A 15,783-nucleotide genomic window follows, 5' to 3' on the forward strand; every position below is an offset into this window, starting at 1 on the left:
GCCTGGTTCACCGTCCCTTCGGCAGGCCGAGGATGCGCTCGGCGACGATGTTGTGCTGGATCTGGGAGGTGCCCGCCGCGATGGTGTACGAGAGCGAGGACAGCCGGTCCGCCACCCACGCGTGCTCAGCGTCCAGCGCCCCCGCGCCCAGCACTTCCGCGGCCGCGTCGTACAGCTCCTGCCGCACCTGCGAATAGCGCAGTTTGAAGACCGAGCCGCCGGTACCCGGCACCCCGCCGGTGCGCTGCGCCTCGCTCACGTTCCACTGGGTGAGCCGCCACAACGCGGCGAACTCGGCCGCGAGCCGCCCCAGCCTGCGGCGCAGCACCGGGTCGTCCCACCGCCCGTTGGCCTTCGCCTCGCGCGCCAGGGCCTCCAGCACCCGACGGCAGGCCACCACCTCCCCCACGAACGCCGTGCCGCGCTCGAAGGAGAGGGTCACCATCGTCACGCGCCAGCCGTCGTTCTCCGCCCCGATCCGGTTGGCGACCGGCACCCGCACCTCATCCAGGAACACCTCGGCGAACTCCGCGGTGCCGGCGAGGGTGCGCAGCGGCCGTACGGTGACCCCCGGCGCGTCCATGGGCATCGCCAGCCAGGAGATCCCCCGGTGCTTGGGCACCTCGTCGCCGACAGGAGCGGTGCGGACCAGGAGTTCGCACCAGTCGGCGACCTCGGCGTGCGAGGTCCAGATCTTGCTGCCGGTGACGACATAGGAGTCGCCGTCCCGCACCGCCCTGGTGCGCAGCGAGGCCAGGTCGGATCCGGCCTCCGGCTCCGAGAAGCCCTGGCACCAGACCTCGTCCCCGCGCAGGATCGGCGGCAGCCAGCGCGCCCGTTGCCCGGCGTCGCCCTCGGCGGCGATGGTGGGGCCCGCGTGCAGCAGCCCGACGAAGTTGGCGCCCACATAGGGCGCCCCGGCCCGTTCGGTCTCCTCCAGGAAGATCAGGTGCTGGGTGGGGGTCGCGCCCTGGCCGCCGGCGTCTTTCGGCCAGTGCAGCCCGGCGTACCCCGCGTCGTACAGCATGCGCTGCCAGGCGCGGTCGTAGGCGCGGCGGCCGGGCCAGTCGGCGGGGGCGGGGGGATGCGGCAGCTCGGGCAGAACGTCGGCGAGCCAGGCGCGCAGCCGCCGCCGGAAGTCCTCCTCCGCCTCCGTGCAGTCGAGGTCCATCCGCGTCCCCTCGGCCATACTTCTGACGCTACGTCAGATCAATCCCAAGGCTAGCCCCGCGAAGTCTGGACCGACAAGGCACCGAGCTCTACGCTTCCCGGACAATCTGACTACCCGTCAGTTGGAGGTCCGGCATGACCGACACCGCGCATGAACTCGGCACATCGGCCACGCTGTGGGAACTGGTCGAGCGGCGCGCCGCCCTCACCCCCGACACCCCCGCCCTGCTGCAGGCAGCCGACTCCGCTCGCGACGACCGGCGGCTGACCTTCCGCGCGCTGCGCACCCGCGCCGAGCGCACCGCGGCCGGGCTGTACGGGATGGGGGTGCGCCCCGGCAGCCGCGTCGCCTGGCAGCTGCCCACCCGCATCGAAACGGTCGTCCTGACCATGGCCCTGGCCCGCCTGGGCGCCGTGCAGACCCCGCTCATCCCCTTCTACCGCGACCGGGAGGTCGGCTTCGCGCTACGCGCCTCCGGCGCCCGCTTCCTCGCCGTCCCCGGCTGCTGGCGCGGCTTCGACCACACCGCGATGGCCCGCCGCCTCGCCGCGCGGCTGCCCGACCCGCCCCTGGTCTTCGAGGCGTACGACACCCTCCCCGAGGCCGATCCGGACGCCGTACCGCTGCCCCCGCCGCCCACCGACGGGACCGCCGTCCGCTGGATCTACTGGACCTCCGGCACCACCTCCGAGCCCAAAGGCGTCCTGCACACCGACCGCAGCCTCATCGCCGCCGGGGCCTGCCTGGGCCACGCGCTGCGGCTGCGCCAGGACGACATCGGCTCCATGGCCTTTCCGTACGCCCATGTGGCCGGGCCCGACTACACCGTGATGCTGCTGATGTACGGCTTCCCCGCCGTGCTGCTCGAACACTTCGCGCTGCCCGCCTCGCTCGCCGCGTACCGGCGGCACAAGGTCACGGTCGCGGGCGGCAGCACCGCCTTCTACTCGATGTTCCTGACCGAACAGCGCAAAGACCCCGAGCACAAGCTCATCCCCACCTTGCGGCTGCTGGCCGGCGGCGGCGCCCCCAAGCCGCCCGAGCTGTACTACGAGGTCGTCCGCGAGCTGGACTGCCAGCTCACCCACGGCTACGGCATGACCGAAGTCCCCATGATCACCATGGGCTCGCCGGACGACACCCCACACCACCTCGCGACCACGGAAGGGCGACCGCCGGCGGACATGGAGATCCGCATCGTGGACGGGGAGGGAAAATCGCTGCCCTCAGGGATGGACGGCGAGGTGCGGTTGCGCGGCGAGGCCGTCTGCGCCGGCTATCTGGACGAGGCCCAGACCCGCGAGGCGTTCGACGCCGACGGCTTCCTCATCACCGGCGACCTCGGGCACCTCACCGAGGAGGGGCATCTCGTCCTCACCGGCCGCGCCAAGGACATCATCATCCGTAAGGGCGAGAACATCTCCGCGAAAGAGGTCGAGCAACTGCTCTACAAGCACCCCGACGTCGGCGATGTGGCCATCATCGGGCTGCCGGACGCGGTCCGCGGCGAGCTGGTGTGCGCGGTCGTCGAACAGCCCGCCGGTGCGGAACCGCTCACCCTTGAGGCCGCGACCGCGTATCTGCGCGCCCAAGGGCTGTCCACGCACAAACTTCCCGAACGGCTCGAAGTGGTCGACGCGCTGCCGCGCAACGACACGCTCCGCAAAGTGCTCAAGTACAAGCTGCGGGAGCGGTTCGCTTAGGGCGCGCCGGGACGCACGTGGTCAGAGAGGCTGGAGCCGGGCGTGCAGGAGGCAGAATTCGTTGCCTTCCGGGTCGACCAGGCAGTGCCAGCTCTCGGTGCCGGTCTGGCCGACGTCGGCGGGCCTGGCGCCAAGAGCGAGCAGCCGCTCCAACTCGGCGTCCTGGTCGCGGTCGGTGGCGTTGACGTCGATGTGCAGTCGGAGCTTCCCGGCCCGCGGCTCGCTGCTGGGGCTGAGGACGAGGGTGGGCTGCGGGCCGCCGAAGCCGGCGTCGGGCGGCCCGATCTCGATGCTTCCGTCGTCCTCCCGGGCAAGTTCGACGTAGCCGAGGACCTTGCTCCAGAATGCGGCGAGCCGCTCGGGGTCGGCGCAGTCGATGACCAGCTCACTGATGCGGCATGCCATGCCCGTCAGTATATGGAGACAATCCGAGAGTCGATCATCGGCCGCGTGCCGGAGGGCGACGCGCTACGGCTCTGGCTCTGTGACGGGTTCAGCCGATCGTGCTGTACGTCGCCGTCGCCTGCTCGAAGTAGCGGGCGACCGCGCGGCGCTCGTCGGCCGGGCCGATGACCAGGACGACGTGGTACCGGCCGTTGATGAGCATCGCCATATTGCGGGCGTACACATTGCGGCCGCTGCTGTCCCGCCAGCTGAACTCCCCCTCGGCCATCGCCGTCTGCCCCACGTCGATCCGGCGCAGCCCGGAGGACGAGGCCCAGGAGGAGGCGCGGAAGGCGGCCAGCTCGGACTCCTTGTTCTGCTGGTAGGCCATGGGGTCGGCGCCGAACTCGGACTCCCTGTCCCGCCCGGCCACCACGACCAGCTCGAAGTCGCCGCCGACATAACGGATCTGGTCGCGGGCGTTCTCGCCGCGCCGGGTCCAGGACTCGTACACGGCGACCTTGAACCCCTTGGGGTCATTGCGCACCACGAAGCCCTTCGCCAGGCCCGCGGGCGGCGTCGACTGCGGCTGCCGGTCGTCCGGCGAGGAGGTGCCCGAACCCGCCCCGCCCCCGTTCGAATTGCGCGGCGGCTTCTGCGTCGACGGCTCCCGCGAGGCGCTCGGCGCGTCGCTCTGCGAACCCGCCGTGCCCGTACGGCCCTGGCCGTTCTCCTCGTCGGCGCGCGGCATGAACATCATCGCGTACAGCACCGCCGCCGCCAGAGCCAGCAGTATCAGCGTCAGCAGCACCCGTCCCAGCCTGCGCGGACGGCGCTCACCGGGCTGCTTGCCCCGCTTGTGCCGCCCGTGCGCGGCGCTCGGCGCGCCACCCGCCCGGCCCCTGCGCACCAGCCAGCCCCGGCGGCGCACGATGGGCAGCCGCCTCGGGTCGGACGCCCCGCCCGGCCCTATCGACGGCACCGTGACCGTGCTGCTGCCCACGTCCGGCTCCGGCGCCGAGCGGATCAGGGACCGCAGCCAGCCGCGCAGCTCCTCGAAGTCCGGGCGCTCGGTGGGGTCCTGGCGCATCAGCGACTCAACGACCGGGCGCAGCGGACCGCACTCCTCCGCGTACGCGGGCGCCTCGGAGCACACCAGCTGCACCAGCTCGGCGGCGCTCTCCTCCGGGTACGGGGCGTGCCCCTGTACGGCGCGGAAGAGCAGCACGCCGACCGCCCACAGGTCGGCGGCCGGGCCGACGGGGGGCGCCAGCCGCCAGTTCTCGTGGACCGGAACCGCCTGCTCGGGCGCCCACCGCTCGGTGACGGCCCCCACCACGACAATCCGCGCCTGCCGTGCGCGCTCGGCGGCAAGCGCGGTCGCGGGTCCGCGCCGCGCGCCATGGGCGGCTGCCGCGCCGTCTTCCCACGAGCCCGCGCCGCCCGCGGGGCGGTCGGCGGGCCCGCGGTCGGCCGCCGCCGCTCCGGGCCCTGAGGTGCCGCCGGGGGCGGCGTTGTCCGGGACGCCGTACGACGCCTGGGCCGCCTGCCGGTTCGGTCCGGCGTACGAGCCCGGGCCCGCCCGCCGGTCCGAGGCCGGGACCCCGTTCGGGTCGGCCGGCCGGCCCGGGTCGATGTACAGCGCCCGGGTCGTGTTCGGGCGCCGATCGGCCTGTGTGCCCAGATCGGGCTGCCGGTTCGGGTCCCGATCGGCATAGGGCGCCGGGGCTGCCTGCCGGTTCGGGGCCGGGGCGGCGTCCCGGTCAGTCTGCCGAGCCCGGTCGGCATACGGGTCCGAGGCCGTCGGCCAGTTCGGGTCCAGCTCGGCGTACGGCGCCGGGGCCCCATGCGAACTCTGGTCGGCCTGCCGGTTCGGGGCCGGGGCGGCGCCGTTGGGGTCGGGTGTGGGGCGCGGAGCGCCTTCCGCGCGGTCGGCGGCGGGGCCGCTCGGGCCGTCGGCCGCGCTGGGGTGCGCGCTGCGGGGCGCGGAGCCCTCGACGTGCGCCCGCGCGGCGGCGCGGGCGCCCGCCGCGTAGGCAGCGATCGCGCTGGCCCGTGCGGCGCGCTCGGCGGCGCCCTGTGGGTCGCCGGCCGCCGGGGCGGAGGCGCGGCCGCCGGAGGCCGGTTCGCCCGGACGTGCCCCGGGCACGCCCGGCCCGACGCCGTGCGTGCCGTGTGTGCCATTCGGGCCGTTCAGGCCGCTCGGGCCTTCGTCGCGCTCGGCGGGCCGCCACTCCGAGCCGGGGGGCAGCCGCAACCCGGGGCCCGGGCCGGGCTGTTCGAGCGCACCGCGCGGCCCGGGGAACCCGCCCGCCGGGCCGCCCTGCGGGCGGGGGCGCGGCTCGCCCTCGCCCTGCGCCGCACCCGAAGCACCCCGCCCACCCGGATCGCGCGGTGCCGGGAAGCCGCCCGCCGCGCCCTGGTCGCGGTAGAGCGGCGGCGCCTGGCGGGCGGCGGGACCACCGCCGGGGGGCAGAGCGCCGCCGTCGGCAGAACGTCCCTCGACGGCCGGGCCCGCCGGGGCGGAACGCCCGCCCCGCTCCGGCCAATCGGCCGCCTCAGCCCCGTCGGCCCCGTCGGCCGGGACAGCCGGGTCAGCCGGCGGCCGGGGCACCGGGTCGTACCCGCACAGCGCCTCCTCCGCGGCGCCCGCCGCCAGCCCGGTGAGCATGGCGCGCCCGTCGTCGCAGACGAGGACGGTCCGGGCGGTGATGTTGCGGTGGATCCAGCCGTCGGCGTGCAGGGCGCGCAGCGCGGTGAGGATGTCGTGGGCGAGCTCGGCGGCGCGGTACGGGGACAGCGTCCGCTCCGCGAGCAGCGCGGCCAGCGGCCGGCCGGCGACCAGTTCGCTGACGATCCACAGGCTCCCGGCCTCCACGAAGACGTGGAAGACCTGGTCGAGGCGTGGGTGGTCGGGCACCTGCGCGGCCGCCGTCGCGGCCTCGATGGCACGGCGCACCGCCGGGTCGGCGCCGCCGCCACGGACGCCGCGGCCCATCCCGTTCGTACGCCCTGAAGCCCCGGAGTACGCCGAAGCCCCGGGGCCGCCCGGGCCGCCCGCGCCGTAGCGCCCGTCGTCGCCGACGACCTCCGCGTCGACGGTCTCCGGCAACGGTATCTGCCTGAGGTGGACTTCCTGGCCGCTGTAGGTGTCGAAGGCGCAGGTCTCGACGAGTTCGTATTCATCGGCCGGGGGCAGGGGCAGGCGATAGCGGTCGGCGAGAACCCGACCCGCGTATTCGTCCACGACGCCTCCCCGAGCGCGCGATCCACACCCTCATCCGCACCGCACGAAACCGTCAATCAAGGGCGTTTTGCCCGCGCTTGCCGCTGCGTACGGTTCGCGGCCTCTCACGATACGTGCCCGGGGCGTCCCGTGCCGACCGGAGTGTTCAGTCCGTGATGTCGAAGGTGTCGAACGCGGTGTCGCGCAGCGTCTTGCACTCCTTCTCGTCCCACTTGCTCTTCTCGCAAGTGATCATTATGGCGAAGCCATGGCTGCTGTCCGCCCGGAAGCCGCGGTTGAGCACCCGGACCCGCTTGCCGTCCTTGTCGCGCTCGAACTGCCAGTCGGCGACCGTGGGATAGCCGTGCCACTTGACCGACTCGATGCCGATCAGCTTGTACCCGGGCGTGGTCCTGCTCACGGAGCCCTCGCTGTCGCGCCACGCCGCCGCCGCGTCCGCCTTCGGTGACGTGGTGAAGTCCACCTGGATGCGCGGGATACCGGACCCGCCGTAGTAGAACCGGCTGCCGGGGTAGCCGCTCTCCCGGTGGACCTTCCACCCCTTGGGCATCGCCATGGTGAACGGGAAGTCGGCGCTCTTGACGGTCGCGTACCCGTCCGGCAGCGAGCCCTTGTCGCCGCCGTCGTCTCCCTTGCCCTTGTCGCTGTCGTCGCCCTCGTCCGAGCTGCCGGACCCGCCCTTGGTCGCGTCGTCGGTCGGCTTCTCGGTGGACGCCTGCGCGTCCGGGGACTGGCCGGACTGGTTGCCGGAGTCCTTCCCGGCCTGCCCGTCCTTCGTGTTGTCGCTCGCACCGGCCGAAGCCGTCTCGCGGCCACCGGACTTGCCCTGGTCACCACCGTCGTCGCCCCCGCTCAGCGCGATGGCGAGCACCGTGCCGACGACCGCGAGCGCCACAATCACCGCGATGATCACCAGCGTGCGCCTGGGCACCACGTCCGTCAGCGGGGCGCGCGGCGGCTGCGGGGCGGGCGGGACCTCGGGGCCCGAGGCGGGGGCCGCCTTGGCCTTGGCGGGCTTGGCGGGCTTGGCTGCCTTGGCGGGCTTGCTGCCCGAGGACTTCTTCGCGGCGGAGGCGGCCGAGTTGGCGGACGCACCCGCGTCACCCGATCCGGCGACGGCGGCGGACGCCGCCGAGGCCTTCCGTACGGAGCGCAGCGCGCCGCGCACCCGGTCCGAGGCCGCGTCGGGCGCCGCGGGGGCGTCCTCGGGCGGGGCGGGCGGCAGGGTCATGGTGCGGGTCGCGTTGGCGGCCGCGGCCTTGGACCGCCCCTCGTCGGGGGCGTCCAGCGCCTGGTTCAGCAGCGCCCGCGCGCCCGCGTCGTCAAGCCGCCGCTCGGGGTCTTTGTCGAGCAGACCGTAGATGACCTCCTCCAGCACCCCCGCGTTCTTCGGCTGCTCGACGGGCTCGGTCATCACGGCGGTGAGCGTCGCTATGGCGGTGGCCTTGTCGTACGGCGGCACGCCCTCCACCGACGCGTACAGCAGGCCGCCCAGCGACCACAGGTCGGCCGGCGGCCCGGGCTTGTGGCCGCGGGCGCGCTCGGGCGAGATGTAGGAGGGCGCGCCGACGAGCATGCCGGTCGAGGTGACGGAGGGGTCGCCCTCGACCTGCGCGATGCCGAAGTCGGTGAGCACGACGCGGCCGTCGTCGGAGATGAGGACGTTGGACGGCTTCACGTCGCGGTGCAGGATGCCCGCCTGGTGCGCGGCGCGCAGCACGTCGAGGACGGCGAGCCCCACCTCGGCGGCGCGCCGCGGGGTGAGCGGGCCGTCGTCCCGTACGACGTCGGCGAGCGAGCGGCCCTCGATGAGCTCCATGACGATCCAGGGGCGGTCGTCCTCGTCGACCACGTCGTAGACCGTGACGGCGCCGTTGCTGCGGATGCGGGCGATCGCCTTCGCCTCGCGCAGCGTACGGGTGATGAGCCGTCTCTTCTCGTCCTCGTCGACGCTCGACGGGAAGCGCAGTTCCTTGACCGCGACGGTACGCCCCAACGTTTCGTCATGCGCCCGCCAGACCGTGCCCATTCCGCCCTGGCCGAGAACTTCCCCGAGCCGGTACCGCCCGGCGAGGAGGCGCCCGGTCGAGCCCTGCGTCCGCTCCGCCTCCGACATGCGTCCCCTCTGCAAATCAACCCGCCTTGAACCCACCCTGGGAGAGCCCCCATTGTCCCTCATCCGCGGACCGACGGAAGTCCCGGGGTCCGGGCCCGGGCGTGGCGGCCGCGGCCACACCTGCGAACATCTGGGGGTTCGCAGCCGATGAAGCCCGCCGAGAAGCCGACGAAAGGGCTCCGACATGCCGCTCCGCTTGCCGATCCGCGCCCCGGGGCGGTCGAGACGGGGCAGCGCGCGGGCCTCGGCGCTCGCGCTGGCGGCGCTTCTGGGCGCCGTGATCCCCGGCTGCGGCGGCCCGGCGGCGCCCGGCACGGCCCCCACGCCGGGCACGGTGGCGGTCCGGCACTCCGGCGGACGCATCCTCGATACGGTTCGGCACTCCGGCGGGCGGACCCCCGAGGCGGCCCTGCGCGCCGCCGTACGGCGACTGGTGGCCGAGGGCCGGGCGCCGGGCGCCGCCGCGCTCGCCCTGGGCGGCGGCGGGACGCGCTTCGCCTCTGCCGGGCTCGCGGATGTCAGCACCGGGCGGCGAATTCGCCAAAGCGACCGCTTCCGCGCGGGCAGCGTCACCAAGACCTTTGTCGCGGCGGTCGTCCTCCAGCTGGCCGACGAGCGGCGGCTCGACCTGGACGACACGGTCGAGGAGCACCTCCCGGGGCTGGTGCGCGGCCGGGGCAACGACGGCCGGAAGATCACCCTCCGGCAGCTTCTCACCCACACCAGCGGTCTGTTCGACTTCGCCGCCGACCCGCGCGTGGCCCGCCGGCTGTCCGGCCCGCCCGGCGCCTCCCCCTTGACGCCGCGGCAGCTCGTACGCATCGCCGTCTCCCACCGCCCGCGGTCCGCCCCGGGCGCCACATGGCATTACTCCAACACCAACTACGTCCTGCTGGGCCTGGTTGTCGAGCGCGTCACCGGGCGCCCCTACGCCGCCGAGACCGAGCGCCGCTTGCTCACCCCGCTCGCCCTGCGCGGCACGTCCTTCCCCGGCACCCGCACCACGCTCCCCGCCCCGCACGGCCGCGCCTACGCCATCCGCAGCCGCACCCTCCGCGACGTCACCGACCTCGACCCGTCGTTGGCGAGCGCCGCGGGCGAGGCGATCTCCACCCTCGACGACCTGGCCCGCTTCTACGCCGCGCTGTTGCGCGGCGACGTGCTGCCGCCGGCGGCGCTGCGGCAGATGCGCGACACGGCCGCCTCCGACGGGCGGTACGGGATGGGCCTCTTCCCGGTGCGGCTGTCCTGCGGGGTGACGCTGTGGGGCCACAACGGCCGGATCAGCGGCTCCTACGTCCAGGTCGTCGCCGCCTCCGGCGGCCGCCATGTGCTGGCCTACCGCCTCAACAGCGAAACGCGCCCCTCCGCCGAGGCGGAGGGGGATCTGCTCAAGGCCGAGTTCTGCCGGACCTGACGCGCGGCGCGTACCGCGACGGAACCCCGCGCGGGCGGGGTGTCAGAGCGGGATGATGTCCGGCGCCCCCAGCCGGGCCGCGTCCGCCGTCAGGTCGTCCGGCTGGAGCTGCGACTCGCGCTCCGCCTCGACCCGCTTCTCGTAGTGCTGGACCTCCTTGTCGGTCTGCTCCTGCCCCCAGCCCAGCACCGGCGCCATCAGCTCGGCGGCCTCCCGTGCGCAGCGGGTGCCCCGGTCGAAGGTCTCGATCGAGATGCGGGTACGCCGGGTCAGGACGTCGTCCAGGTGCCGGGCGCCCTCGTGGGAGGCGGCGTAGACGATCTCGGCGCGCAGATAGTCGTCGGCGCAGGCGAGCGGTTCGCCCAGGGAGGGGTCCTCGGCGATCCGCTCCATGACCTCCTCGGCGAGCGAACCGTAGCGGTTCAGCAGGTGCTCGACGCGGGCCACATGCAGCCCGGTGCGCCGGGCCATGCGCGCTCGCGCGTTCCACAGCGCCTGGTAGCCCACGGCGCCGACCAGCGGCACCTCCTCGGTGACGCAGGGGCCGACCCGCTGGTCGAGGCCGTGCACCGCCTCGTCCACCGCGTCCTTGGCCATGACCCGGTACGTGGTGTACTTGCCGCCCGCGACGACCACCAGGCCGGGCGCGACATGCGCGACCGTGTGCTCGCGCGAGAGCTTGCTGGTGGCGTCCGACTCGCCGGCCAGCAGCGGGCGCAGCCCGGCGTACACGCCCTCCACGTCGGCGCGGGTGAGCGGGACCGCCAGCACCTCGTTGACGTGCTGCAGCAGATAGTCGATGTCGGCGCTGGAGGCGGCCGGGTGGGCCTTGTCCAGGTCCCAGTCGGTGTCGGTGGTGCCGATGATCCAGTGCCTCCCCCACGGGATCACGAACAGGACGCTCTTCTCGGTGCGCAGGATCAGCCCGGTCGTGGAGTGGATCCGGTCCTTGGGCACGACGAGGTGGATGCCCTTGGACGCCCGCACGTGGAACTGGCCCCGCTCCGTGATCAGCGCCTGCGTCTCGTCCGTCCACACCCCGGTGGCGTTCACCACCTGGCGGGCGCGGACCTCGACATCGGCGCCCTTCGTCCCGGACGGTGTCTCCATGTCGCGCACCCGGGCACCGACGATGCGCTCCCCCTCCCGCAGGAAGCCCACCACCCGCGCCCGGTTGGCGACATGGGCGCCGTATGAGGCGGCGGTGCGCACCAGCGTGGTGACGAAGCGCGCGTCGTCCATCTGGGCGTCGTAGTACTGCAACGCCCCGACCAGGGCGTCCTTCCGCAGACAGGGCGCGACCCGCAGCGCCCGCCGCCGGGTCAGATGGCGGTGCACGGGCAGCCCGCGGCCGTGCCCGGAGGAGAGCGACATGCCGTCGTACAGCGCCACGCCGGTGCCCGCGTACAGGCGCTCCCAGGCGCGGTGCTTGAGCGGATACAGGAACGGCACCGGCTTGACCAGGTGTGGGGCGAGCCGCTGCAGCAGCAGCCCGCGCTCCTTGAGCGCCTCCCGTACGAGGGCGAAGTCCAGCATCTCCAGATAGCGCAGGCCGCCGTGGATCAGCTTGCTGGAGCGGCTGGAGGTGCCGGCCGCCCAGTCCCGCGCCTCGACCAGGCCGGTCTCCAGGCCCCGGGTGACGGCGTCCAGGGCGATGCCGGCCCCGACCACCCCGCCACCCACGACCAGCACGTCCAACTCCTGGTCCGCCATCCGGGCCAGCGCCTCGCCGCGCTCGGCCGGCCCCAGTGTCGGTGTCCTCACCGCTGCCTCCCGTGGCGATCGAGATAGTGATCGAGATCACAACGTTCGTGAACGATTTTGCTGGGTTTCCGGCCGAGACGCCATGCCGGGGCCCGAGATGCCATGCCGGTACGGAGGCGGCGCCGGACGCCGGTCGCCACACCGCGCCGCAACAGCGCACCGCAACACCCCGCATCAATACTGATTACGAGTCATATTTCCGCTTAGTCTGCATTCATGCCCTTTCGCGCTATTCTGCGCCATCCGGAATCGCCTCGGGAAGGACGGCACGACGTCATGCCCGCAGATCTCGCCGTCATCGGACTCGGCCACCTCGGCATCCCCCTCGTCCAGGCCGCCACCGCCGCCGGCGTCCGCACGCTCGGCTACGACCCCGACCCCCGCGCCGCCGCCGACCTGCGCGCGGGCAGGCTGCCGTCCGGGGCGTGGGACGGCGCGCTGTCGGCCGCCGACCTGCGCCGGATGGCCGCCGGCGGCTTCCGGACCACCAGCGACCCCGCCGAGCTCGGCCGCGTCCACACCGCCGTGATCTGCGCCCCGACCCCGCTCGGCGAGGACCGGACGGCCGGCCTGTCGGCGGTCGGCGAGGCCGCCCGCGCGCTGGCGGCGCAGCTGCGCCCGCACACCACGGTCGTGCTCGAATCCGCCGTGTACCCCGGCACCACCGAGGAATTCCTGCGGCCGATCCTGGAGGACGGCTCCGGGCTGCGGGCCGGGCGCGACTTCCACCTCGCCTACTCCCCCGGCCGCCTCGACCCGGGCAACCGCGCGTACGGCTACCCCAACACCCCCAAGGTCATCGGCGGGCTGACCCCCGCCTGCACCGAGGCGGCCGCCACCTTCTACGGGCGTCTGACCGAGAAGGTCGTACGCGCCCGCGGCCCGCGCGAGGCCGAGACCGTCAAGGTCCTGGAGACCAACTACCGGCATGTCAACATCGCCCTGGTCAACGAGATGGCGATGTTCTGCCAGGACCTCGGCGTCGACCTGTGGGACGTGATCCGCTGCGCCGAGACCAAGCCGTTCGGCTTCCAGGCCTTCCGGCCGGGGCCCGGCGTCGGCGGCCACGGCGCGCCGATCGCCTCGGACTGCCCGCCGTACGGCGGGCGCGGCCCCGGCCGTCCGCTGGCCATGGTGGAGCTGGCGCAGCAGGTCAACGGACGGATGCCGGGCTATGTCACCCGGCGCTGCGCGGCCCTGCTCAACGAGCACGGGAAGTCGGCGCGCGGCGCCCGGGTGCTGCTGCTCGGGGTGAGCTACAAGCCCGACGTGGGCGACCAGGAGGGGGCGCCGGCCCGCGAGATCGCCTCCCGGCTGATGGAGCTGGGCGCCCAGCTCAGCTTCCACGATCCGTTCGTGGCGCGGTGGCGGGTGCTCGGCCGGCCGGTGCCGCGCGCCGACGCGCTGTACGAGGCGGTGGCCGACGCCGACCTGACGGTGCTGCTGCAGCACCACCGCAGCTACGACCTGCAGGGCCTGGCCGTGAAGGCGCAGCTGCTGCTGGACACGCGCGGCGCGAGCCCGGCGGGCATGGCGTACCGGCTCTGAGCCGCGCCACCTCGCCGCCGTCCGAGCGCTTTGAGCCGCCGCCCCCGCAAACCCGCATCACCCCCGTGCGCCCGGCGGTTCACCACCCCGCGCCCGCGCGCGGCGCAGCCGGAACGCCGCGGCCAGCACCATCAGCCCCACCCCGCCCGCCACGAACGCCACCGCCCCCGAGGGCACCGACCGGACATCGGCCGTGAAGGTGATCGGGCGGCCCCAGGGTTTGCCGTCGAAGCTGGTGTAAAGCTGGGCGGTGAGCCGCACCGGCCCGTTGGCGTGGGCCTTCACCCGGACCCGTACGGTACGGCTGACCGCCCGCGACGCCCGTACCCCGACCGCCCGGTCCACCGCGCCAAGACGCTCCGGCCTGCTGGAGGCCACCCGCAGCTCCACTCCGGTGAGGTCCTGCTGCAGCCCGTTGTCGACCGTGACCGGGATGGTCGCGGACTGTCCCGCGACCGTCACCGTCGATTTGGGCACCAGCCGGACCGAATCGATCGAGGCGGACAGATAGCGGCTCACACCGCGCCGGTACGCGCGCGCCCCCGCCGGGTTCCCGCGCCAGCTCATGGAGACCGCGCGCGCCATCGCGGCGTACGCGGAGGCGGTGGTGCGCCCCGGGTCGGACAGCACCTTCGAGAGGGTGCGCAGCCGCCGCTGGTCCCGGGCGACCGCCGCCAGCGAGCGGGCGGGCAGCTCGGAGGCGCGCAGCGCGACCGGGTAGCCCCCGGCCTCGCGCAACTGCCCCGGCTCCGGGTCGTGCGCCGCCACCTCCAGCCGGGACGGCTCCAGCCAGCCCGCTCCCAGCCCCTCGGACACCGCCTCGGCCACCGCGCGCGCCGCCCCGGCCGACATCCGGCGCGGAGGGACGACCACCAAGGAGCGCGGGGCGTACGGCAGCTCCCGGACGGCCGTCAGGCTCTCCGCGAGCAGCCGCTGCCGCAGCCTCAGCCGGAGCGGCGCCCCGGCCACCCCCGCGCCCGGCCGGCTCTGGGCCAGCAGCGACCCGACGGTCGTGTCGTACGTCAGGGCGGTCATCCGCTCGCCGAACGCGACCGCGCGGTCGTCCGTGGCCCCGGCGGTGACCAGCGCGCCGGAGGAGCGGCGCAGCCTGGCGACGGTGCCGCCGGAGGCCAGCACCGTCGCCAGGCCCAGCCGCTCGGCGTAGGCGGCGATCCCGGCGTCCACCGCGCCGCCCGCCGGCCAGGCCACATCGGCGCGGGCGTCGGTGTCCAGCTCCCGGTCCACCACGTCCTTGCCCGCCCGGGACGCCCGGCGCAGCAGCCCCGCCAGCGCGTCGCCGCCGCGGCCGCCGCGCGCGAGCGAGGCCAGGTCGGGGTCCGCGTACGGCAGCGCGACGACGTCCCGCCCGCGCACCGCCCGCTTGAGCGCGGCCAGCCAGGCCGCCGCCGCCCGCCCGCCGCCGCCCGCGGTGGTGTGCCGGGGATCGGTGGCGCCGGGGGTGCGGGCCACCCGGTAGCCGTCCGCCATCGCCCGCGCCTGCGCCACCAGGTCCGGGTCCACCACCCAGGTCACCGGCAGCCGCGCGCCCGTCTCGACCAGCCGCCGCAGCCGCCCGCCCTCGGCGAACGCGGCGGCCAGCGCGTCATCGCGGAACACCGGCCGCACGCTGTCCGGGGTGCGCAGGGTCAGCGCCTCCATGTGCGGGGTGTCGGTGACGGGCCACAGCACGGTGGTGCGCAGCGGCTCGTACGCCGTGCCCTCCGGATAGACCGGCAGAAAGGTACGGGCCAGCCCGAGGACGGCCCCGTCCGCGCGGGCCACGTTTACCGTCAGCCCGTACGCCCCCGCGCCGGCCGTCCCCAGCATCGGCACCGGGACCCGCAGCCGGAAGCCGCGGGTGGCACCGGGGGCGAGGGAGGGGAGCCGGTGGGTGTGATCGGCGATCTCCTCGCCGTCCGCGCGGGTCAGGTCGGTGCGCCCGGCCGCGACGGCGAGGCCGCTGCGCGTGCCGAGCGCCGCCCGGCCGGTCCGCACGCCCACGTGCGCGCCGGTGACGCGGTGCCGCGAGTCGTTGACCACGGTGCCGCTGAGCGTGAGCCAGCCGTCCTGGCGCCGCAGAACGGCGGGGCTCACGGACGCCAGCCGGACGGTCACGGCGTACGAGCTCCGGTGGTGGCCGCCATGGCCAGGACCGTGGCCGGCGGAATAGCCGGGGCCGGGCGGCGCGGCGCGGGAGTTCTCGTACGACGGCACGGCCGCCGCGGCCGGTGCCGGCGGCAGGACCGGCGCGACCAGCACCGCGCTCAGGGCCGCGACCGCCGCGACGATCGCTCGCGCGCATCTCCCGTCGCGTGCCACTACCGCCACCTCGACGTCGGTCCGTACCGCCCCCGTGGACGGACGCGGTGTCACCAGACCACCATGGGCGGGCCGGTACCGCACTTCCAAGGGCCCCGCCCGGGCGGCCCGGCG

The 15,783-nt window shown here is 74.6% G+C and carries 9 protein-coding genes; 3 read left to right on the top strand and 6 right to left on the bottom strand.

Features of this window, described 5'->3' with window-relative positions; all coding sequences use genetic code 11:
• Positions 1–7 precede the first annotated feature (7 nt).
• A complete protein-coding gene (locus tag PV419_RS11940; protein WP_319688177.1) occupies positions 8–1,171 on the bottom strand; it encodes an acyl-CoA dehydrogenase family protein in 1,164 nt (387 codons plus the stop codon).
• A gap of 134 nt (positions 1,172–1,305) precedes the next feature.
• Here PV419_RS11940 and PV419_RS11945 point away from each other — a divergent pair, with 134 nt between their 5' ends.
• Entirely contained in the window at positions 1,306–2,874 is a 1,569-nt protein-coding gene (locus tag PV419_RS11945; RefSeq protein WP_319687949.1) for an AMP-binding protein, read from the top strand.
• 21 nt (positions 2,875–2,895) lie between these two features.
• Here PV419_RS11945 and PV419_RS11950 read toward each other — a convergent pair whose 3' ends face one another.
• The 3 genes from PV419_RS11950 to PV419_RS11960 all read right to left on the bottom strand — a co-directional run bounded on the left by PV419_RS11950 (position 2,896) and on the right by PV419_RS11960 (position 8,621).
• Positions 2,896–3,279 (bottom strand): VOC family protein, encoded by a 384-nt coding sequence (locus PV419_RS11950; protein WP_319687950.1) that lies wholly within the window; start codon positions 3,277–3,279, stop codon positions 2,896–2,898.
• An 88-nt stretch (positions 3,280–3,367) separates the two neighbouring features.
• Positions 3,368–6,505: a protein kinase gene (locus PV419_RS11955; protein WP_319687951.1), complete on the bottom strand. Its 3,138-nt coding sequence runs from the start codon at positions 6,503–6,505 to the stop codon at positions 3,368–3,370.
• Positions 6,506–6,650: 145 nt separating this feature from the next.
• Entirely contained in the window at positions 6,651–8,621 is a 1,971-nt protein-coding gene (locus PV419_RS11960; protein WP_319687952.1) for a protein kinase domain-containing protein, read from the bottom strand.
• 184 nt (positions 8,622–8,805) lie between these two features.
• Here PV419_RS11960 and PV419_RS11965 point away from each other — a divergent pair, with 184 nt between their 5' ends.
• The gene (locus tag PV419_RS11965; protein WP_319687953.1) at positions 8,806–10,038 is read left to right on the top strand and encodes a serine hydrolase domain-containing protein; all 1,233 of its coding nucleotides are present in this window, start codon (positions 8,806–8,808) and stop codon (positions 10,036–10,038) included.
• A 42-nt stretch (positions 10,039–10,080) separates the two neighbouring features.
• Here the strand turns inward: PV419_RS11965 and PV419_RS11970 are convergent, their stop codons facing one another.
• Positions 10,081–11,802, bottom strand: a complete 1,722-nt coding sequence (locus tag PV419_RS11970) for a glycerol-3-phosphate dehydrogenase/oxidase (protein WP_319687954.1) — start codon at positions 11,800–11,802, stop codon at positions 10,081–10,083.
• 276 nt (positions 11,803–12,078) lie between these two features.
• Here PV419_RS11970 and PV419_RS11975 point away from each other — a divergent pair, with 276 nt between their 5' ends.
• Entirely contained in the window at positions 12,079–13,350 is a 1,272-nt protein-coding gene (locus PV419_RS11975; RefSeq protein WP_319687955.1) for a nucleotide sugar dehydrogenase, read from the top strand.
• A gap of 57 nt (positions 13,351–13,407) precedes the next feature.
• Here the strand turns inward: PV419_RS11975 and PV419_RS11980 are convergent, their stop codons facing one another.
• Positions 13,408–15,723: a DUF6049 family protein gene (locus PV419_RS11980; RefSeq protein WP_319687956.1), complete on the bottom strand. Its 2,316-nt coding sequence runs from the start codon at positions 15,721–15,723 to the stop codon at positions 13,408–13,410.
• Positions 15,724–15,783: the final 60 nt, after the last annotated feature.

The sequence above is a fragment of the Streptomyces sp. ME19-01-6 genome (genome assembly GCF_033793745.1).
Classification (GTDB): domain Bacteria; phylum Actinomycetota; class Actinomycetes; order Streptomycetales; family Streptomycetaceae; genus Streptomyces.

Bases quoted from the DNA above. Each gene is read 5' to 3' on its own strand.
- PV419_RS11960 (WP_319687952.1), bottom strand. From the start codon at position 8,621: ATGTCGGAGGCGGAGCGGACGCAGGGCTCGACCGGGCGCCTCCTCGCC.
- PV419_RS11940 (WP_319688177.1), bottom strand. From the start codon at position 1,171: ATGGACCTCGACTGCACGGAGGCGGAGGAGGACTTCCGGCGGCGGCTG.
- PV419_RS11945 (WP_319687949.1), top strand. From the start codon at position 1,306: ATGACCGACACCGCGCATGAACTCGGCACATCGGCCACGCTGTGGGAA.
- PV419_RS11965 (WP_319687953.1), top strand. From the start codon at position 8,806: ATGCCGCTCCGCTTGCCGATCCGCGCCCCGGGGCGGTCGAGACGGGGC.
- PV419_RS11975 (WP_319687955.1), top strand. From the start codon at position 12,079: ATGCCCGCAGATCTCGCCGTCATCGGACTCGGCCACCTCGGCATCCCC.
- PV419_RS11950 (WP_319687950.1), bottom strand. From the start codon at position 3,279: ATGGCATGCCGCATCAGTGAGCTGGTCATCGACTGCGCCGACCCCGAG.